We start from the raw sequence: 21,429 nt of genomic DNA on the forward strand, positions 1-21,429 counted from the left end.
ATCGGGAGATTTGATTTGTATAGGAGAGCAGATTCAGAGTTGCAATAATGACGGAGACAGTAACTTTATGGATTGGTTATAATAAGTTATGGAACAAACCGTATGCAAACCGGTTTGTCTATTTTAATATCCCGGTGCACGTCCGTTAGCAATCCCGTATCTGCATCTCTTTCATAAACTTGTATCACATTGCTATCCCTGCAAGCGACTAACAGATATTTACCATTAGGCGTGATGATGAAATTACGCGGATGAATCCCTGTAAGTTGATAGCCTGTTTTCGTTAACATTCCGTTATCCGGATGAATCCGGAAGATAGCGATGCCATCTGCTTTCAAGCGATTGCTGGCATATAAGAATTTTCCATCCGGGCTGATATGAATGTCTGCACTTCCTTTGGCTCCCACAGTATCAGCAGCTATCGTTTGCATCTCTTTCAGGTTTCCGTCTTTATATTCAAAAGCAATGACTGTGCCCGATAACTCATTTATCAGATAAGCATAGTTACCGTTCGGGGCAAATGTCAGATGGCGAGGGCCCGAACCGGCTTTTACTTTATAGGCTGCTGGTTGTCCTTCTTTAAGGAAGCTCTCTTGGTTGGTGATATCTGCATTCGGGTTGATGACATATTTATGTATTTGGTCTGTTCCTAAATTATCAGCAAACAGGTATTTTCCATCCGGAGTAATCCGTATACAGTGCAAATGAGATTTTTCCTGTCGTTCCTTGTCTACTCCCGAACCTTCAAACTTCAGGATATCGGAAGCAGGAAGGAGAGAGCCATCCTTGGCAATAGGAAAAACAGAAATACTGCTTCCACTGTAATTGGCAGTCACCACATTCTTACCATTAGTGATAATATAGCAAGGGTCTTCCCCTCCGGTCTTTTGTGAGTTTAATAGTTGGAAAGTACCTTTCTCTTTATCGAAAGCCAATGCATTGGCAGCAGCCCGCTCATCATTAAATTCACTGACTGCATAAACGAATTTTCCGTCAGCGGATGGAACGAGATAAGAAGGATTCTCTATTTCTACTTCACTCAACGGGACAGCAATTCCGTCTTTTTCATTAAAGCGGAAGCTATAGATACCCTTACTGGTTCCTGAAGTGTAAGTACCTACTAACATCGTTAATTCATTTTCCGTAGTACCGGTTGTTTCCATATGAGTCTTTTTTTTAGATGTGCAGCTACTGATACTGATTCCTAATATACAAACAGCAGCGAATGAGTTGAATATAAATGTTTTAGATAAAAATGTCTTCTTCATAAATAGCATGTTATTGGTTGGTTCTTCATGATGCCTTTTCATTTTAAGTATAAAATAGCTCCGTAAAGATAATGCTTTGATATAATATTTGCTAACGTCTTCTCGTAATTTAGAAAACATTTCCTATCTTTGCACCCTTGGAAAGCGTTCTAAATAATCGCTATTCTGTACGAATAAGAATTTGGGGTTGACTGGATTTGACAGCGGGCAGAAATGGTAGGTAAGCATGCAGTGGGTCGGTAATTTCCACTTAAATATCAGTTATCAAAATTTTATCTGGCGAAACTAATTACGCTCTTGCTGCTTAATCGAATCACAGTAGATTAGCTTAATCCAGGCACTAGGTGCCAGGACGAGACATCACTCGGAAGCTGTTGCTCCGAAGCATTCCGGTTCAGTGGTGCAGTTACATCGGGGATAGTTGGAAGTGGCCTCGCACTTTTGATGAAACTTTAGAGGATAAGGTAGGAATTGATGGCTTTGGTTCTGTTCCTGCACGAAAATTTAGGCAAAGATAAGCATGTAGAAAGCTTATGATTTCCTCGTTTGGACGAGGGTTCGATTCCCTCCAGCTCCACTTTATACTAATCATTAGTATCTATAAAGAGAACACTCAACGTTGCAATAGTAACATTGAGTGTTCTTTTTTTATGGGGCTATCAATGAATTTATTCCACCTCGCGAGCCATTTATTTTTATATCCGTATCGGGCAATAGCTTTTTAATGCGCTCTATTCCCTCTTTGGTTATCTTTCCATATAGGGTCAACGATTCAATTTTTATCTTTGATATTTCATCCGGTATATCGATCTTATCGATAAACTGGATATCCAACCTTTTTATCTCCTTCAGTTCTAACAAGACAGTAGGAAACTCCTTTACCCTAATGTTAATCCCACTGCCCCAGCCGTCATTTTGGGCATCAGCACTCAACTTGTTTTTTAATCCGTCATTGTTAACGTCTTTCTTTCTGACCATCCAACCAATTTGTGGTCGCAGAGCAAAATTCTTACTATTTTGCTCCAGTCCGATGAAACCTGCCCAAAATTCTAATGGAGTCTCTTTGACGGCATCAGTATATACTTCCTGATACTTTACATCTACCTTCACTATTTCATCGGGGAGACAATTTCTGCCTTCAAGTTGTTTCAGGTTATTTCTTCTTCCTTCCTTGTCATAAGGGAAAAATTTAACAATCCATCCATCAATAATATTCGGAGCGCCGTATTGCTTCTGTGAATGATATTTGAACATATTGCGCCAAAAGCTTTTGTCCGCCTGGCCTTTGGAGGCTTTGACAAATTCTTCCAGAAGAGGTTCCAGTTCGGAAATCCACCATTCGAGTTTATATTCTTTCAGGCTTCTGGCTTTCTGTAGAACTTTCTCCCAGTCCTCCGGAGTTCCTTCAAGGGTTATTTTAGGTATTCCACAGACCATGCGTATGATTATAAACTCAAAGTATGGCTTCACAGCTTCCATGATTGTTATTTCAGAAGCAACTTTCTCTAAGGAAGTGGTTGTTGAAAAATTACAGGTGAGCAATTCAGTCAGATGGTTACCGACATGTTCTGATATTTGTTTTGTGAATTGAGGAAAGAGCTCTTCCCATGAAAAAGTAGGATCTTCCAGTTTCTTGTCTGCTCTTACAATTAAGGACAGTTTGCTGGAGAAATCAACGAGATCATTTCTCATTGATTCCTGATTGGCATTTATATGTCGTGCAAATCCTTGGCTGATTAGTAGCCAAATCATGTCTGGGGACAGAACAAATGGTCTGTGATCTGCATAAGCCTGATACATACCGTTGAAAAAAGAATTAGTTCCAAAGGATACCAGACTGTCGGGAGATTGGCTCTTTGCAATGATATGATAAGGAATTTCGATATTCTTCTTTTTTATTTCATAAGGCTCTATGTCCATGTATGATAATATAAGACTTTTATAAATGTCGTCTTGGGAATCCAAATCGAGTAATTCTTCAGGTTTTGAGAGCCTTTCAACTTTAAAAGTGATTCCATTTTGAGCAAATATGGGAACACTGCAAGATATTAATAAGCCAAATAGTATGTTTTTCATCATCTTAAATGATTCTATGGTGGCATAAACTTATCAGGTATGTCTATGCTTTTCATAGACGATATGCAAATATAACATTATAAGAAGTAGATTAAACAGGATATTGAATGTTTTTTGACTTATATCTATAAAAAACATAAGCGCATTATTTCTTGAGCCGATAAGCGGGAATTATTCGGGAATTTGTAGTAAGTTTGCTCTGCTAATCCTAAAGAATGACGCAGAGAAAGATTATACATATCGACATGGATGCCTTCTATGCCTCTGTAGAACAGCGTGATAATCCTGAACTTCGTGGCAAACCTTTGGCAGTAGGTCATGCTGAAGAGAGGGGAGTTGTGGCTGCTGCCAGCTATGAAGCCCGGCGTTATGGTGTCCGTTCGGCCATGTCCTCCCAGAAGGCGAAACGCCTTTGTCCCCAACTTATTTTCGTATCCGGCAGGATGGACGTTTATAAATCTATTTCCCGCCAGATACATGAGATTTTCCACGAATATACAGACCTCATCGAACCTCTCTCTCTGGATGAGGCTTTCCTGGATGTTACTGAAAACAAGAAAGATATTTCTCTGGCTGTGGATATAGCCAAGGAAATAAAGCAGAAGATTCGCGAGCAACTCAACCTTGTTGCGTCTGCCGGAGTATCTTATAATAAATTTTTAGCTAAAATAGCTTCGGACTATCGCAAACCGGACGGCCTATGTACTATTCACCCGGAACAAGCTCTTGATTTCATCGCCCGTCTTCCTATTGAATCTTTCTGGGGAGTGGGACCTGTGACTGCCAAGAAGATGCATTTACTGGGTATCCACAACGGACTTCAACTACGGAAATGTTCTCTTGAAATGCTGACAGGTCATTTTGGAAAAGCAGGTACGCTGTATTATGAATGTTCGAGAGGAATTGACGAACGTCCTGTCGAAGCAATTCGTATCCGTAAATCTATCGGCTGTGAACGTACATTGGAACGGGATATTTCGGCCCGTTCATCGGTCATAATCGAATTATATCACGTTGCAGTAGAGCTGATTGAACGTCTTCAGCGAAAAGACTTCAAGGGAAACACACTTACCTTGAAAATCAAGTTTCATGATTTTAGCCAGATCACCCGAAGCCTTACTCAATCGCAGGAACTGACTACCTTAGACCGTGTACTCCCACTTGCCAAGGAACTGCTTAAAAGTGTGGAATATGAACAACATCCGATCCGGCTCATCGGGCTTTCTGTCTCCAATCCAAAAGAAGAAGCCGATGAGCAACACGGTGTTTGGGAACAGTTGAGTTTTGAATTTAGCGATTGGGATTAAGGTCTGAAATACGGGAAGAGAACTGAATGTCAAAATAGAGCCTTTACTTGGAATAAACAGAGGCTCTATTTTCCTCAAACAGAGCCTCTGTTTTGCTAAAATGGCACCTCTGTTTTCTTGGAACGAAATCTCTGTATTTTTGAGATGAAATCTCTGTTTAGATATGAGTGAAATCGATTATTCTATAACCTAAAAGCTTGAAATGAAGCAATTATGAGTATAAATTTTGAAGTATGTACTTTTTTGTCATTAGGTTCGTATGATTTACTCACCTCATTTTTTATCAGATACACTATCTTTGCAATACTTAAATGAATGAAAATACCATGACTCGAATGAAACATTTGCTTTGTGTTTTTCTGGTAGCAGCTTTGGGAAGTCTTTCTTTCAAGGCAAACGCATATACCGAACGCAATATGCTGCAGAAAGCGGCAGACGAAACTACGTTGAAAAACGTGTTGGTAATGAAACAGGCTTGGGTGCCTTACCCTGCTTATACAGATCGCACCGCTTGGGACTCGTTGATGGGCCCTAACAAACAGCGCCTCATCGAAGCCGGTGAAAAACTCCTCGACTATAAATGGCAACTGATACCTGCCACTGCTTATTTGGAGTACGAACGTAGCGGTAACCGGAAAGTGATGGAAGTTCCTTATGACGCCAACCGCCAGGCACTTAACACCTTGATGCTCGCCGAACTGGCCGAAGGAAAAGGACGCTTCATCGACCAACTACTGAACGGAGCATATATGAGCTGTGAAATGAATTCATGGGTTTTATCCGCACACTTACCTCGCCAGAGCAGCAAACGTTCACTGCCCGATTTCCGCGAACAAATTATTGACCTCGGTTCAGGCGGATATGGAGCTTTAATGGCTTGGGTGCACTATTTCTTCCGTAAACCATTCGACAAAATCAATCCCGTGGTATCTTTACAAATGCGTAAAGCAATCAAAGAACGTATTCTCGATCCATATATGAACGACGATGAAATGTGGTGGATGGCTTTTAACTGGAAACCGGGGGAAATCATCAACAACTGGAATCCCTGGTGTAACTCGAATGCCCTGCAATGTTTCTTCCTGATGGAGAACAATAAAGACAAGTTGGCAAAAGCCGTTTACCGCTCTATGCAATCAGTCGACAAATTTATCAATTTCGTGAAGTCCGACGGTGCCTGTGAAGAAGGTACATCCTACTGGGGACATGCTGCCGGCAAACTCTATGACTATTTGCAGATACTTTCCGACGGTACAGGTGGAAAACTGTCTCTGTTCAATGAGCCGATGATTCGCCGGATGGGAGAATATATGTCCCGCTCATACGTGGGCAATGGCTGGGTGGTGAACTTTGCTGATGCATCGGCACAAGGAGGAGGTGATCCCTTATTAATTTATCGTTTCGGTAAAGCTGTAAACAGCGATGAAATGATGCATTTTGCCGCTTACCTGCTGAATGGGAGAAAGCCGTATGCTACCATGGGCAACGATGCTTTCCGTTCTCTCCAGTCTCTGCTTTGCTGTAATGAACTCGCAAAAGTAACTCCGAAACACGATATGCCGGATGTAACCTGGTATCCCGAAACAGAGTTCTGCTATATGAAGAACAAGAACGGTATGTTCGTTGCCGCTAAAGGCGGATTTAATAACGAAAGTCATAATCACAATGATGTAGGAACTTTCTCTCTATACGTGAATACGATTCCCGTGATTATTGATGCCGGTGTAGGTACCTATACCAAACAGACGTTCGGTAAAGACCGCTATACTATCTGGACCATGCAAAGCAATTATCACAATTTGCCGATGATTAACGGAGTACCGCAGAAATTCGGTCAGGAGTATAAAGCGACAAACACAGTTTGCAATGAGAAGAAACGTACATTCTCTACTGATATAGCTACTGCTTATCCGGCAGAGGCGAAAGTGAAAAGTTGGATTCGCTCTTACGCACTTGATAATAATAAATTAATTATCGGTGATAGTTACACATTGAATGAGGTTATTGCTCCTAATCAATTGAATTTCTTAACCTGGGGCAATGTTACTTTCCCATCCGAAGGAAAAATCCGAATCGAAGTAAAAGGACAAAAGGTGGAAATGACCTATCCGTCACAATTTAAAGCAGAACTGGAAACAATCAAATTAGATGACCCGCGCCTGTCTAACGTATGGGGCAAGGAGATTTACCGCATCACACTAAAGACAGAAGAAAAGAAAGCGACTGGTAAATATGAATTTGTGATCCAACAAGTGAAGTAAGATGAAGTAGATTTTTTTAAGCAAGAAAAAATAAAGTATAAACAATTAAATCACAGTAAGATGAAAAAAGTATTATTTGCCGGCCTTTTGGTCATTGCAGGAGTAAGTGTAAGTGCACAGAACCTGATAAAGAATGAAAAATTTGCCACTGAAGTGAAGACTAAAGTGACTAACGCTAACAAAGCAACTGCAGGAGAGTGGTTTATCATGAATAATGAAGCTGATGGAGCTACTACTATTGCTTGGGAACAAACAGGAGATGCTAAATATCCGAATGCGATGAAATTGGACAACTCCGGTGCCGACAAGAATATCTCTTGGTATAAGGCTTTCCTGGGACAACGTATTACCGATGGTTTGGAAAAAGGTGTCTATGTTCTTACTTTCTATGCAAAAGCTAAAGAAGCAGGTACTCCGGTAGGTGTATACATCAAACAGACCAATGAAGAAAAGAACGATAATGGTAAGTACAATACTACTTTTTTCATGCGTAGAGACTACGATGCAGATGCTCAACCAAATGCTTCTGGCGCACAGTACAACTTTAAAATTAAAGATGCTGATAAATGGACTAAAGTAGTGGTTTACTATGATATGGGACAAGTAGTTAATGCAATTAGCAGTAAGAAAGCAAATGCTGACTTGGAAGTTTCTGATACTGACGATGATGCTGCTATTCTGAAGGATTGTTATCTGGCTATTCTTTCACAAAACAAAGGCGGCGTTGTAGAAATCAGCGACGTGACATTGAGAAAGAAATAAAAACTAAAGGGGTTAATATATAGTAGGTTTACAAAAAAACAGGGCAATGGAGTAGTGATACTTCGTTGCCCTGTTTCTTTTGTTATATAGATAAAGGATCTATGGAACAATCACGTCCCGCTTGGAGTGATACCATGCGGCTTATTGGATTCCGAGTTTCTTCTTCAATTCCTTTGACAGAGAATCTTTATGTACCATGACACAAATTGTTTTGGCACGTACATAACTTTCAGACATATTCAGATAACCTCCGGACTTGTTGCTTTCTGCTCCCCAGGAATTCTTGGTAATGTAATATTTAGTACCATTCTGGTCTTTTACAATGCCGGTGATGTGCATCAGGTGGTCATCGGTTGTTACAAACTTCTCGTAACCATCCTGGCGGATTTCCGGTGTTACATTGATTTCCGGATAAGGATGCTCGAACTTGAAAACTTCATCCATACGCTGATATTTAGGCATAGCTTCAAAACGGGCACGATCAGTAGTTGAGTAATCTTTCACATCCTCTACTTGCGGATTGATGGCGATTCCGTTTTTGAAAGAGAAACCCTGTTCGCTGACGTCACCATCCCAGCATACGGTATATCCCTTGTTCAATGCATAGTCGATAGCCCCGATTAGTTCGTCCAGCGGAAGATTATACATCGGTTGATTCTCCCAGTTGTCGGGCACTTCAGGTGAGAAGGTTTCATAATAAGGTTTATGAGTGAAACTGGTCAGCTCGATATAATCATCCATGTTCAATCCCAAACTTTCAGTGAAAGATTGAGGCGTATATTCCTTTCCTTTATAAGTAAACTTTTCAGGAAGCTTGCCCAAATAAATATCGAACAGATTGTTGATGAGCGCATCATATTCCGGAGTACGCTTTTTAGAAGCAATATTTGCATCCACCAATGCTTTGAGGTAGCGTGACAATGCTCCGTGGTTATGATCTTTGCTGTCGTTTAGCAATCCGGTGTATACTTCTTCCGGAACGATTCCCGCTTTCTTATAAGCGTTTTTGAAAGTGTGCGCCAAACTTCCTTCCCCAATGCTTCCTTTACCACGACGCAGATAATTATCTTCGATCTGATTCATGTACTTCTGACGGACGATAAACATTTCCGAGAGATCATATTCTCCTTTTCCCATACGGAGCAGTTCCGACTCCATAAAAGAAGCGGTGGCAAAGCACCAGCAGGTTCCTGTGGAACCCTGATCTTTAACAGGTGTTGCTTTGTGAGATACAACGGTTGTGAATTCATAACCGGGTGTTTGTGCAAAAGAGGTTACGGCCAATAAAAGCAGCGCAACCGACATAAATAGCTTTTTCATAATGTGTTTTATTATCTTTCTTCTGCAAATGTATAAAAAAAGCGAGGATACTCGAAAGTTCCTCGCTCTATTTATTATAATTAGTGTGTTTGTTTACATGGCAACCTGCTGTGACAGCAGTTTTTGAAGTTTACCGTTCAAGGTCTGACACATAGCACCATTTCCCATTGCTTGATAGCGTTTAATACGGTACTGTAACATCATAATTTTTTCATTTGCATTCTTTTTCATAATTTGTTTCCTCTTTTTTTGCCCTCCACGTTTTGAAGAGCGGTTTTACATCTTGTTTTCTCTAATAACACTGCAAAGATACGAATTGTTTTTGAATTATATGCTGTAAAACATAAAAATCTTCTTTTTCTTTTGAATTTTCTTTTTATAAGGGTTCGAACACGGTCCATGTTACAAACCTGTTACAAAATGCCCGTAATTCTCCGTCGATGACAATATTATTCTTATCTATCACATTTTTATGTACTTATCTAGGCTTTCAGAAAATATTCTTGTATTTTTGTCAGTCAGCAACCTTATTATTAGAATAAACCAAACACTCGTATGAAAACATTCACCCATCTTTTGTGCGTCCTGATTTTATCAATTGCGCTGTTTGCTTGTAACAATGCTCACTTTCTCAAAGAAGAAGCCTACCGGAATCAAGTGATTCAAGACTTTGAACTGAAAAAACAGGCACTCCCTCATGGAGATTTATTTGCGGTCTTTGCCGATTCTGTTTTGTCGGTCTACGAGCGCGAAGCATTGATGTTTCTCTATGCTTATATGCCAATCGGTGATGTGACGGACTATCCGGGAGATTATTATCTGGAAAATGTCCGGCTGTCAAAGCAGACGCGCAGCGAAATGCCTTGGGGAAAAGAGATTCCCGATGAAGTGTTCCGTCATTTTGTTTTGCCGATCCGGGTGAATAACGAGAATCTGGACGATTCCCGTCGTGTGTTTTATGGCGAGCTGAAAGACAGGGTGAAGGGGCTGCCGATGAAAGAGGCTATATTAGAGGTGAATCACTGGTGTCATGAGAAAGTAGTCTATCGTCCGAGTGATGCGCGTACCAGCTCACCATTAGCGTCAGTCAAGACGGCTTATGGGCGTTGTGGTGAAGAGTCTACATTTGCGGTGGCTGCTCTCCGGTCGGTTGGTATTCCGGCACGTCAGGTGTATACGCCTCGTTGGGCGCATACGGATGATAATCATGCTTGGGTGGAAGCATGGGCGGACGGACATTGGTATTTCTTCGGTGCCTGTGAGCCGGAGCCGGTTTTGAATCTGGGATGGTTCAATGCTCCTGCCAGTCGGGGAATGTTGATGCATACGAAGGTCTTCGGGCGTTATAACGGTCCGGAGGAAATGATGCTTGAGACACCGAATTATACGGAAATCAATGTAACGGAGAATTATGCTCCGACTGCAAAAGCATCGGTGACGGTGAGAGATAAGAATGGACAACCTGTTGCCGGAGCAAGAGTGGATTTTAAAGTATATAACTATGCGGAGTTTTATACAGTTGCTACTAAATACACTGATACCAATGGTCAAGTATCATTAACAGCCGGTAAGGGAGATATGCTGGTATGGGCTTCCGATAAGGGAACATTCGGCTTTTCCAAGCTATCTTTCGACAAGCAACCGGAATTGACATTGACACTTGATAAAAAGGAAGGAGATATTTTTGAAGAAGATATTGATATCGTTCCTCCCGTTGAGAATCCTATTTTGCCGGAAGTAACGCCGGAGCAACGGGCAGAGAATGATCGGAGAATGATGCAGGAGGATTCGATTCGTAATGCTTATGTCGCTACTTTCCCAACTGCGGAACAAGCTGATTCCATTGTATCCTGTTTGAAAGGAAAATTAAGTTCGTTTGCCGGGAAGGCACTGGCTTCTTTCTTGTTGGATTCAAGAGGGAATCATGATGTATTGGTTCGTTTTCTGAATGAGGCAGATCGGCAGGGAAAATTGATGAAAGGTGCGGCTTTATTGTCCATACTTACTAAAAAAGATCTTCGTGATGTGCGTTATGAAGTGTTGATCGATCATTTGTTGAATACGAAAGATGTTGATACCTATTTGTATGACTGTGTTATACCGCCCTTTCACTGTATGGATGCTTCGACTGAATATGTTTATGACATTCTTGCTCCCCGTGCTTCAACGGAGGCATTGACACCTTATAAATCTTTCTTTCAGTCTAAGTTCTCTGAAGCGGAAATGGATACTTTCCGGACTCGCCCGCAAGCTTTAGTTGAATGGGTGAACCGTAATATTACGATTGATGAAGAAAATAACTTCCAGCGTATCCCTATTTCTCCGGAAGGGGTTTGGCGTGCGAAGGTGGCGGATTCATATTCACGGGATCTGTTTTTCGTAGCATTGGCGCGTAGTATGAATATCGGTGCTGATATAAGGAGTACAGACGGGCGTGTAAGATATGTAAGTTGGCCTGAAAACAGGTGGGGAAGCGAATTCATGGAGGTTGATTTCGATAAACAAGAAGCAGTGGAGGCATCCAGGGGGATTTATCATTTTTATGAAGGTGATAAGGCAATTGCTCGTGATGATAAGAGAGTTAAGTATTATAGCAAGTTTACCATTTCCAGGTTGCAGGAGGGCAGACCGGAATTGATTAGTTATGAAGAACAAGATCCCAGATTGAGAAATATGGGGGTATTGGATGCCGGATATTACTTGTTGGTTACCGGTACGAGACTTGCCGATGGAGGTGTGTTGGCGAGAATTTCTTCTTTTGTATTGCCTGCACAGAAAGACGAATTCAAACCTGTAGCGACAAAAGTACCCTATCATTTGCGTGAATCCGGAGAAAAGGTTGCTGTTATCGGTAATTTCAATTCCGAATCGCTTTTTACGCCGGTGGAACGAATAGGAGAGAAAGTGATGCCTTTGGCACGACAAAGTATTTTGCAAACCTGTGGACGTGGTTATTTTGTAGTGGCTGTTCTCGGAGCAGGGCAGGAGCCTACCAATCATGCGTTAAAAGACATAGCCGCTCTGGGCAATGACTTCGAACAGTGGGGACGCAAAATGGTCTTTCTTTTTCCTTCGGAAGAACAATACAAGAAATTTAATGCTGCCGAATTCAAGGGACTTCCGTCTACTATCACTTACGGTATTGATACTGATGATAGCATTCGGAAAGGAATTGTGCAGGCTATGAATTTGAATAACTCCATTCTGCCAGTCTTTATTATTGCCGACACATTCAATAGGTTAGTCTTTGTCTCTCAAGGATATACGATCGGTTTAGGTGAGCAATTGATGAAAGTTGTACATGGATTATAAGAAAAAATCAGTATGAATAATCGTTAATTATTGCTCTTGATGTGCTTTTTTCGAAAAAGAATGATTACGTTTGCAGCAAATTATGACTAAGTATATTTTTTGCATATTAGCATGCGCATTTCTGGTGTTGGGACTTAGCAATGTTTCCGATAAAGAATTGCAGGGATTTCAGAAAGAAACTGAAATCTCATCTAATTGTATGCAATATACGGCAGAGTCATCTTGTCGCATCTCTTCTGCCGACCTCAATAAGTCAAGTAAAGTATCGCATTCGCAGTTTGTTGACGAGACATCTAATTGTAAAGTCAGTGACTGTATTTTTGATAATATCTCTTTTCCGAGAAGCATTGTTCCTTTCAAGAACTTGAAGTTCAATACAAATACTGTGATTATACAGATATTGAGCTCTCTGAATGTTCTGCTTCCGGAAAACCGTTTGGGTCATACCGATCTTGATGTCAATTACACTAAATATTCGTGTAAGTACTACGTCTACACATTGGCGCATATTCTCATTTAGACAATATTCTTTTCTTTTGGTTGGGTGAGGTGTGTCTTATTCTGATACCTCTCTGCCACTCTTTCCTTTATTTTTATTATTATCTATTTTATTCATGTCAACATGGAAAACAAAGAATGTATTTCCTATGACTTGGAACAAAAGACGGGTATTGATGTGTCTTATTGCTACCAGTGTGGCAAATGTACGGCCGGATGTGTGTTATCAGAGGAGATGGATTATGCTCCCAGCTATATTCTCCGGTTGTTACAGACAAAAAATGCTCAAAATGACCGTCGCGTGTTAAGTTCCAACGCCATTTGGATTTGCTTGAATTGCGAAAACTGTATTGCCCGGTGTCCCAAAGAAATAAACATTCCTGAAGTGATGGACTACCTGCGTGAGAAATCCCGGAAAGAAGGATGCATAAGTAAAGAGTCACGCCCTGTTGTAGCTTTCCATTCCGCTTTTCTCGAATCAGTGAAAAGAACAGGAAGACTCTACGAAGTGGGATTGGTTGCAGGTTTTAAAGCCCGCACTTTACGTCTGACACAGGATTTGAATGTGGCTCCTGTTATGTTCGTCAAAGGGAAGCTCAACCTCCTTCCGGAACGGGTAAAAGATGAGAATAAGATCAAAAAGATATTTGCACAAACCATTGAAAAGACTCAAAAGTAGCTATGAGAATCGGTTTCTATCCGGGATGTTCGCTAAACGGAACTTCTCGTGAATATAATGAATCAGTCAAAGCACTGGCACAGGCGATGGGACTCGAACTAATCGAGTTGAAAGACTGGAACTGTTGCGGTGCAACGGCTGCTCACTCCATGAGCAAACAATTGTCTCTTGCCTTACCTACCCGTGTGTTGGCTTTGGCAGAACAACAGGGATTTCAAGAAATCGTTGTCCCCTGCGCTTCCTGTTACAATCGTTTGAGTGTTGCTCAATACGAATTAATGCACAATGAAGCATTGAAGGATGAAATACTGACTACAGTTGGAATGCGCTACCTCGGTAATGTGAAAATATTGAATGTCATCCAGATGATAGAGAAATATATGCTGGATGCATTAAAAGAGAAGATAGTACGTCCTTTTGCTCATCAAGTGGCTTGTTACTATGGCTGCTTGCTGGTGCGTCCCCATAAAATATTAAACTTCGACCGTTTGGAAGATCCGCAAAGCATGGACAAAATCATGTCTCTGATTGGTGCCACTCCTATTGACTGGGCTTTCAAAACGGAGTGTTGCGGTGCGGGCTTGTCCGTTTCTCGCACAGACCTTGTAGGACGTCTCTCGGGAAATATACTGAAAGATGCTGACGACCGGGGAGCGGAAGCCGTGATTGTGGCTTGTCCGATGTGTCATTCTAATTTGGATATGCGTCGCCCTGCTATCAACCACTATCTGGCAAAACCTGTTACCATACCGGTTCTTTATATCACACAGGCTATCGGACTGGCTGTCGGACTGACTCCCAAGGAATTGGGACTGGGACGTCATTTTGTAGCTGTAAATTTGAAGGAGGCGGAAGTATGTCTAAAATAGGAGTTTTTATCTGCCATTGTGGTGAAAATATCAGTGCAACTGTCGACTGCGAAAAAGTGGCCGAGGCGGCAAAAGAAATGGAAGGCGTTGCCTATGCCATTGATTATAAATATATGTGTTCCGATCCGGGACAGACATTGATTAAGAACGCCATTAAAGAATATGGATTGGATGGCGTTGTCGTTGCTGCCTGTTCTCCGCGAATGCATGAACCTACCTTTCGGAGAGCATGTGCGGAAGCCGGATTGAATCCTTATCTGTGCGAGATAGCTAATATTCGTGAGCATTGCTCTTGGGTACATGAGAAAGGGGAGGCAACTACCCGTAAGGCTGTCGATATTGTCAAAAGTCTGGTTGAAAAGGTAAAGCGGAATCATCCTTTGGTTCCCATTCAGGTTCCTATCACTAAAAAAGCACTGGTGATTGGGGGAGGAATTGCCGGAATTCAGGCAAGTCTGGACATCGCCAATTGCGGACATCAGGTCATTCTGGTAGAGAAAGAACCGTCCATCGGCGGACACATGTCACAGCTTTCGGAAACTTTTCCTACATTAGACTGTTCGCAGTGTATTCTTACTCCCCGAATGGTGGAAGTAGCGCAGCATCCGAATATCACTCTTTATACGTATGCCGAACTGGAGCATGTGGAAGGCTTTATCGGTAATTTTAAAGCCAGTATACGCCTGAAAGCGAAGAGCATTGATGAGAAATTATGTACCGGTTGCGGACTTTGTACGACTAAATGTCCCAACAAAAAGATACCGAGCGAATTTAATGCCGGTTTGGGAATGCGTACAGCTATTTATGTTCCTTTTCCACAAGCAGTGCCCAATAAACCGGTGATTGATAAAGAACATTGTACTCATTATCGCAATGGTAAATGCGGAGTCTGTGAAAAGCTATGTCCTACGGGGGCTATCCGTTTCGGACAAGAGGACCGTATTATCACCGAAGAAGTCGGAGCGATTGTAGTAACTACAGGATTCAATGTGTTGAATACAGACTTTTTTCCCGAATATGGATATGGAAAATACAAAGATGTCATTACCGGATTGCAGTTTGAGCGTCTGGCATCGGCTTCCGGTCCTACATTCGGAGAGATTCGCCGTCCGTCTGACGGACAGATTCCTCAAAAGATTGTATTTGTAGCCTGTGCCGGTTCCCGTGATCCGGCCAAAGGAATTCCTTATTGCTCTAAGATATGCTGTATGTACACAGCCAAACATGCGATGCTTTATCAGCACAAGGTTCATGGTGGCGAATCGTACGTGTTCTACATGGATATTCGTGCCGGAGGAAAGAATTATGAAGAATTTGTGCGCCGTGCCATTGAAGAGGATGGAGTGAATTACGTCCGTGGTCGCGTCGCCCGTATATATGAGAAGAACGGTAAATTGATTGTTAAAGGAGTAGACACCCTGTTGGGAGCATCACCTGTCGAGATAGAAGCTGACATGGTAGTGCTTGCCACAGCGGGAGTTGCCAACAAGGGAGCGGAAGAACTGGCGCAGAAGATGCACATTTCTTATGACCCTTATCAGTTCTTTGCCGAATCTCACCCCAAACTGAAACCGGTGGAAACGAATACAGCCGGAATCTATCTGGCAGGAGCTTGTCAGGCGCCGAAAGATATTCCCGAAACAGTGGGAATGGCTTCGGGAGCCGCTGTGAAAGTAGCAGGATTGTTTTCACAGGCAAATCTGGTTCGCGAGCCGTTGATAGCCGTTGTCAATCGTACTGCTCCTCCGTTATTCAGTACTTGCGTAGGATGTTTCATGTGTCAGACAGCTTGTCCTTATCAGGCTATCGAACGTGAAGAAATAAAAGACAGGAATGGAAATGTAATAAAGACCGTAGCTAAAGTAAATCCCGGACTTTGTCAGGGTTGTGGTACTTGTGTTGCTTTCTGCCGTTCCAAATCTATTGATATACAAGGATATTCCAATGAACAGGTCTATGCCGAAGTGATGGCATTGCTGAACCATTAAAAAGAGAGTAAGCTATGAACGAAAATAAGATCGAGAATAATCAGGAATTTGAACCGCGCATTGTAGCTTTTGTTTGTAATTGGTGCACGTATGCCGGGGCAGACCTGACAGGTACGAGCAGGTTGAAGTATGCGACTAATGTAGAAATTGTCCGCTTCCCCTGTACAGGAAGAATTGACTTTATGTTACTGTTGAAAGCCTTTGCCGGAGGTGCTGATGGAATTATCGTTTCGGGTTGTCATCCGAATGACTGTCATTATACATCCGGAAACTTCCACGCACGTCGTCGTTGGATTGTATTCCGCGGACTGCTCGACTTCCTGGGAATTGATGTACGTCGTATCCGTTATTCATGGGTGTCGGCGGCAGAGGGGGCCAAGTGGGCTGATCTGGTGAATGAGACAGTTGCCGGAATCCGTGAACTGGGACCTTATCTGGAGTATCAGAAAGCTTCGGACTATTTGGAAAAGGAGGCTATCTATGAGTAAACTGACAGAAAAAGCAGTTGCTTTGTTACAAGAAGGAGAGGTGAACCTTGTGATAGGCTATGAAGAAGGAAACCACGGAACACGTCCTCTCTTTTGCCGGCAGGCAGAAAATGCAGACAGGCTGATACTGGACGACCGTTGCACGAATAATATCGCAGTTTATCTGATAAAACGGGAATTAACAGGAACAGGCAAAGTGGCTATAACAGCTACAGTACCGGCATTACGGACGATTGTTCAATTGGCATTCGAAAACCAGTTGAAAGAAGATAATCTTCTGGTATTGACCGTTGACGGACATGGAGAAGTTATCCAGTTTAAAGGATTCGATGAAATAAAAACATATCTGGCAGACTTTCCCTTGACTATTAGTGAGGAGAATCTTCAACTGATTGATCGTCTGAAAAAGATGAGTCGTGAAGAGCGGTGGAAATATTGGATGGAGGAAATGTCGAAATGCATCAAATGCTATGCTTGCCGGGCTGCCTGTCCGTTGTGTTATTGCAGCCGGTGTATTGTGGAGGTCAATTGTCCGCAGTGGGTACAACCCTGGTCTGCTCCGCTGACAAATATGGAGTGGCAGATTAACCGCGTGATGCACATGGCAGGACGTTGTATCGGTTGTGGCGCTTGTAAACAAGCCTGTCCGGTGGGTATTCCTCTTCATTTGATGATACAAAGTATGATGGAAGACATTCAGGGCGAGTTCGGGGTTGCTCCCGGTGCTATCAATCCTGCGGGAAATGTACTTTCTACCTTCAAGGCAGAAGATAAAGAGAACTTTATACATTAAAAGAAAGTAATGGAAAATCTACATATCAGTAAAAGCAGTCTGCAAGAATGGTTTCACCAGATGGTGAAAAAGGAAATGCATATTTTTGCTCCTGTGCATTCAGGAGATAAAGTAGACTTCAAAAGAGTGACTTCTTACGATGAGGTAGCGACGGACTATGTGCAGACTACCCAGTCGGCTAAACGCTTTGCGTTCCCGAAAACAGAAGTGCTGTTCTCTTATCAGAAAGACGGGAAAGAAGCTACTTTGCAGGAAGCGGATATTAATGCAATTCCCGAAACGATTCTCTGGAAAATCCGTCCTTGTGATGCAGCAGGGTTTGCACCCCTTTCCGGTATTTTTAATTGGGATTATAAAGATAAACTATACAATGCCCGGCGGGAGAAAATGACATTAATCAGCTTCAGTTGTGCACAATGCGATGAATCATGTTTCTGTACTTCCGTTCACGGGGGGCCCGGTAATACTGCCGGCAGTGATATTCAGATTACGGAGTTGCCGGATCAGAGTGCATTGGTGGAAGTCTTGACAGCAAAAGGCAAAGCATTGGTTAAATTCTTTGTGAAAGAATATACACCTGCCGAAGAAATAGATAAGGAACAATATCTGGCATCCGTTCCCACCCGTTTCAATGTTGATAATGTACGTGAGAAGTTGGTGGGAGCATTCGACAGTCCTGTTTGGAAACAACAGTCCGAACGCTGTTTGGGATGTGGCGCATGCGCTTATGTTTGTCCAACTTGTGCCTGTTTTGATATTCAGGAAGATGCCAAAGGTTCGTCCGGTCATCGTATCCGTTGTTGGGATTCTTGCGGCTTTTCGCTGTTTACCCTCCATACGTCCGGACATAATCCGCGCCCGACACAAAGCACCCGTTGGCGTCAGCGCATTTTGCATAAGTTCTCCTATATGCCTGAAAGGATACAGGAAACCGGTTGTACCGGATGCGGGCGTTGTTCGCGTGCCTGCCCGGTAGATATGAATATACTTGAACACTTAATATCGATATCAAGCCATGAATGAGCAGTCGAATATATATCTTCCGCACCTGATGGTGATTGAGAAGATAACCCATGAAGCTCCGGGAGTGAAGACTTTCCGGTTAAGATTTAAAGACGAGAAGGAGGGAGAAGCCTTTCACTTCAAAGCCGGACAGTTCGGTGAATACTCTGCGTTTGGTGAAGGAGAGTCAACTTTCTGTATTGCTTCGTCGCCTACTCGTAAAGGATATATCGAGTGTACATTCCGTCAGGCAGGACGGGTGACTACCGGGCTTGCCAAACTGGAAGAAGGAGCTACCGTCGGTTTTCGCGGACCTTTCGGAAACACATTTCCGTTGGACGAGTGGAAAGGAAAGAATCTGTTGTTCGTTGCAGGTGGTATAGCACTTCCGCCGATGCGTTGCGTCATCTGGAATGCATTGGACAGGCGGGAAGATTTTAAAGATATAACGATTGTTTACGGAGCCAAGTCTGTTAACGACCTGGTATATAAAGAAGAGCTGAAAGAATGGGAAAACCGTCCGGATGTCAATCTGATAACTACGGTTGATCCCGGGGGGGAGACTCCCGACTGGACAGGAAAAGTCGGTTTTGTACCTTCGGTGCTTGAGGCTGCTGCACCTGCCAGTGCAGATACTGTGGCAATAGTTTGCGGACCTCCGGTGATGATAAAGTTCACTTTTCCTGTATTGGAGAAGTTAGGCTTTGCCGATGAGAATATTTATACCACCCTGGAGAACCGGATGAAATGTGGTGTTGGAAAATGTGGACGGTGTAATGTCGGGAAGTTGTATGTCTGCAAAGACGGTCCCGTATTTACCAAAGCCCAGTTGAATGATATACCTCCTGAATACTAATGATAAGGTATTCAAGGATTAAAATATTGTGTTTTCCGTTGTGAAACGGGAGTTACGTCGTATAAAAGCAAGGATATATACCGAAGTGATTTCAGGCAAATAATATCCGCCGATTGTTTTTATATGGTGATGAGGAATGCCCAATGGGATTAACTTTCATGTGTGTCTAAATTTTATAATGGTTTCACCATTGGGCGCCTCTTCTTTATTTTGAATATGATTGTACAACCTAATTTTTATATTACTATGATTCATTTATTACTGTCTACTCTTGCGATGATGGGGCTTACTTTCCTCATCGGTTTTTTTGTCGCTGCGGTCATTAAGTTGATTGCCTATGCGGCTGATTCATTTGACTTTTATAGTTCCCACCGTTTGGAGCTACTCCGGTTACGACGCTGGCGGCAGCATCGGCAGAAGGTGGAAAGATTAGTCCGGCAGATACCTATTGCAGATGAAGATGCTTTAGGTGATTCTCGTGAAGACTACAGTAAGGGGATTGACAGGAACTTCACCGGTTACGCTGGCTATTATCATGGCGTGAGTCCGGGAGCTTCGGAAAATAATTTAATGAATTACTATTATTCACAGGATACTCGTGAATTCTTTCTGCGGGAAGAAGAGCAGGCACATGTCAATAAGAAGAACTCAAAGAAACTTACTAACAACAAACAATAAAAGGAAACTAATTTATGGAAAATATAGATTTTGCTACCTTATTTCAAGGTATTGGTACAATGATGGCAAGCGGATGGGTACTTGCTTCTGCAAGAGTTTTTCTGGCACTGCTCGGTCTGTTGCTGATCTATTTAGGTTGGAAAGGTATTCTCGAACCTATGGTGATGATCCCTATGGGACTGGGAATGGTAGCTATCAACTGCGGAACACTGATGATGCCCGACGGCACACTGGGTAACCTCTTTCTTGATCCGATGCTTTCAGATACGGATCAATTAATGAATACCATGCAGATAGATTTCCTGCAACCTGTTTACACTCTGACGTTTAGTAATGGACTCATAGCCTGCTTTGTCTTTATGGGTATCGGGGCGCTTTTGGATGTTGGATTCCTGCTTCAGAAACCATTTGCAAGTATATTTCTTGCTCTGTGTGCAGAACTGGGCACTTTCCTGACAGTCCCTATTGCTTCCGCTCTCGGCCTGACTCTCAAAGAAAGTGCATCAGTGGCTATGGTAGGTGGAGCAGACGGACCGATGGTATTGTTTACTTCACTGGCATTGGCAAAGCATTTGTTTGTGCCTATTACGGTGGTTGCCTATCTTTATTTAGGATTGACTTATGGAGGCTATCCTTACCTTGTGAAGCTGCTGGTTCCCAAACGTTTCCGTGCTATTAAGATGGTGACAAAGAAAGCTCCGAAGAATTACGATGCCAAAGTGAAACTGGCTTTCTCTGCTGTTCTTTGTGCTATTCTCTGTTTCTTATTCCCGGTAGCTTCTCCTTTGTTCTTCTCTTTGTTTCTGGGGGTTGCTGTTCGTGAGTCGGGTATGAAACATATTTATGATTTTGTGAGTGGTCCGCTGCTTTATGGATCGACTTTTATGTTGGGCGTGTTGCTGGGTGTACTTTGTGATGCACATCTGCTGCTCGATCCGAAGATATTGAAACTATTAGTATTAGGCATTGTAGCATTATTACTTTCCGGTATCGGAGGAATAATCGGAGGATATATCATGTATATTATTAAACGGGGTAATTACAATCCGGTCATCGGTATTGCGGCTGTTAGCTGTGTGCCGACTACCGCAAAGGTTGCACAAAAGATTGTAAGCAAAGATAATCCGGACTCATTCGTCTTGGGAGATGCCTTGGGAGCTAATATCTCGGGAGTAATTACTTCGGCTATTATTACAGGTATTTATATTACGGTGATTCCTTATTTATAAATAAAGGTATAGCGGTTTTTCTTGATACTGCTGGTGGTAATGC

At 42.5% G+C, this 21,429-nt stretch carries 18 protein-coding genes and 1 other RNA gene; 15 read left to right on the plus strand and 4 right to left on the minus strand.

The window, feature by feature from the left end:
• Window positions 1-86: 86 nt before the first annotated feature.
• Window positions 87-1,268 (minus strand): lactonase family protein, encoded by a 1,182-nt coding sequence (locus NQ505_RS12020; RefSeq protein WP_009000600.1) that lies wholly within the window; start codon window positions 1,266-1,268, stop codon window positions 87-89.
• 183 nt (window positions 1,269-1,451) lie between these two features.
• On the opposite strand from NQ505_RS12020, the gene ssrA reads away from it, so the two are divergent.
• Window positions 1,452-1,848, plus strand: a transfer-messenger RNA (tmRNA) gene (gene ssrA, locus NQ505_RS12025).
• Between the two features lie 68 nt (window positions 1,849-1,916).
• Here ssrA and NQ505_RS12030 read toward each other — a convergent pair.
• Window positions 1,917-3,344, minus strand: a complete 1,428-nt coding sequence (locus tag NQ505_RS12030) for a DUF4419 domain-containing protein (protein WP_032853824.1) — start codon at window positions 3,342-3,344, stop codon at window positions 1,917-1,919.
• Window positions 3,345-3,559: 215 nt separating this feature from the next.
• Between NQ505_RS12030 and dinB the strand changes: the two genes are divergently transcribed.
• The 3 genes from dinB to NQ505_RS12045 all read left to right on the plus strand — a co-directional run bounded on the left by dinB (window position 3,560) and on the right by NQ505_RS12045 (window position 7,674).
• Window positions 3,560-4,651: a DNA polymerase IV gene (gene dinB, locus NQ505_RS12035; RefSeq protein ID WP_009000602.1), complete on the plus strand. Its 1,092-nt coding sequence runs from the start codon at window positions 3,560-3,562 to the stop codon at window positions 4,649-4,651.
• 326 nt (window positions 4,652-4,977) lie between these two features.
• Window positions 4,978-6,912, plus strand: coding sequence for a heparinase II/III family protein (locus NQ505_RS12040; RefSeq protein WP_009000603.1), 1,935 nt, complete (start codon window positions 4,978-4,980; stop codon window positions 6,910-6,912).
• Between the two features lie 60 nt (window positions 6,913-6,972).
• Window positions 6,973-7,674 carry a DUF4627 domain-containing protein gene (locus NQ505_RS12045; RefSeq protein ID WP_009000604.1) on the plus strand — a complete coding sequence of 234 codons (702 nt, stop codon included), beginning with the start codon at window positions 6,973-6,975 and terminating at the stop codon, window positions 7,672-7,674.
• A gap of 141 nt (window positions 7,675-7,815) precedes the next feature.
• Here NQ505_RS12045 and NQ505_RS12050 read toward each other — a convergent pair whose 3' ends face one another.
• Both NQ505_RS12050 and NQ505_RS12055 read right to left on the minus strand, forming a co-directional pair.
• On the minus strand, window positions 7,816-8,994 hold the full coding sequence (locus NQ505_RS12050; RefSeq protein ID WP_009000605.1) for an aminopeptidase C: 1,179 nt from the start codon (window positions 8,992-8,994) through the stop codon (window positions 7,816-7,818).
• A 93-nt stretch (window positions 8,995-9,087) separates the two neighbouring features.
• The gene (locus tag NQ505_RS12055) at window positions 9,088-9,225 is read right to left on the minus strand and encodes a hypothetical protein (protein WP_004301914.1); all 138 of its coding nucleotides are present in this window, start codon (window positions 9,223-9,225) and stop codon (window positions 9,088-9,090) included.
• Between the two features lie 324 nt (window positions 9,226-9,549).
• Between NQ505_RS12055 and NQ505_RS12060 the strand changes: the two genes are divergently transcribed.
• The 11 genes from NQ505_RS12060 (at window position 9,550) to NQ505_RS12110 (ending at window position 21,386) form a co-directional block, all read left to right on the plus strand.
• Window positions 9,550-12,306 carry a transglutaminase domain-containing protein gene (locus NQ505_RS12060; protein ID WP_009000606.1) on the plus strand — a complete coding sequence of 919 codons (2,757 nt, stop codon included), beginning with the start codon at window positions 9,550-9,552 and terminating at the stop codon, window positions 12,304-12,306.
• A gap of 82 nt (window positions 12,307-12,388) precedes the next feature.
• Window positions 12,389-12,826 (plus strand): hypothetical protein, encoded by a 438-nt coding sequence (locus tag NQ505_RS12065; protein ID WP_009000607.1) that lies wholly within the window; start codon window positions 12,389-12,391, stop codon window positions 12,824-12,826.
• A gap of 102 nt (window positions 12,827-12,928) precedes the next feature.
• Entirely contained in the window at window positions 12,929-13,483 is a 555-nt protein-coding gene (locus NQ505_RS12070) for a 4Fe-4S dicluster domain-containing protein (protein WP_004301919.1), read from the plus strand.
• A 2-nt stretch (window positions 13,484-13,485) separates the two neighbouring features.
• The gene (locus tag NQ505_RS12075; protein ID WP_032853828.1) at window positions 13,486-14,352 is read left to right on the plus strand and encodes a CoB--CoM heterodisulfide reductase iron-sulfur subunit B family protein; all 867 of its coding nucleotides are present in this window, start codon (window positions 13,486-13,488) and stop codon (window positions 14,350-14,352) included.
• On the plus strand, window positions 14,340-16,340 hold the full coding sequence (locus NQ505_RS12080) for a CoB--CoM heterodisulfide reductase iron-sulfur subunit A family protein (protein ID WP_004301921.1): 2,001 nt from the start codon (window positions 14,340-14,342) through the stop codon (window positions 16,338-16,340). Before NQ505_RS12075 ends, NQ505_RS12080 begins: the two co-directional genes overlap by 13 nt.
• Before the next feature lie 14 nt (window positions 16,341-16,354).
• Window positions 16,355-16,828, plus strand: coding sequence for a hydrogenase iron-sulfur subunit (locus NQ505_RS12085; RefSeq protein ID WP_004301922.1), 474 nt, complete (start codon window positions 16,355-16,357; stop codon window positions 16,826-16,828).
• A complete protein-coding gene (locus NQ505_RS12090; RefSeq protein WP_009000608.1) occupies window positions 16,821-17,621 on the plus strand; it encodes a 4Fe-4S binding protein in 801 nt (266 codons plus the stop codon). Before NQ505_RS12085 ends, NQ505_RS12090 begins: the two co-directional genes overlap by 8 nt.
• Before the next feature lie 9 nt (window positions 17,622-17,630).
• On the plus strand, window positions 17,631-18,644 hold the full coding sequence (locus NQ505_RS12095) for a 4Fe-4S dicluster domain-containing protein (protein ID WP_009000609.1): 1,014 nt from the start codon (window positions 17,631-17,633) through the stop codon (window positions 18,642-18,644).
• A complete protein-coding gene (locus NQ505_RS12100; RefSeq protein ID WP_004301925.1) occupies window positions 18,637-19,479 on the plus strand; it encodes an FAD/NAD(P)-binding protein in 843 nt (280 codons plus the stop codon). Before NQ505_RS12095 ends, NQ505_RS12100 begins: the two co-directional genes overlap by 8 nt.
• 246 nt (window positions 19,480-19,725) lie before the next feature.
• Window positions 19,726-20,157 (plus strand): hypothetical protein, encoded by a 432-nt coding sequence (locus NQ505_RS12105; RefSeq protein ID WP_009000610.1) that lies wholly within the window; start codon window positions 19,726-19,728, stop codon window positions 20,155-20,157.
• Between the two features lie 14 nt (window positions 20,158-20,171).
• On the plus strand, window positions 20,172-21,386 hold the full coding sequence (locus NQ505_RS12110; RefSeq protein WP_004301928.1) for a sodium ion-translocating decarboxylase subunit beta: 1,215 nt from the start codon (window positions 20,172-20,174) through the stop codon (window positions 21,384-21,386).
• Window positions 21,387-21,429 lie beyond the last annotated feature (43 nt).

This window comes from Bacteroides sp. D2 (assembly GCF_025147085.1).
Classification (GTDB): Bacteria; Bacteroidota; Bacteroidia; order Bacteroidales; family Bacteroidaceae; genus Bacteroides.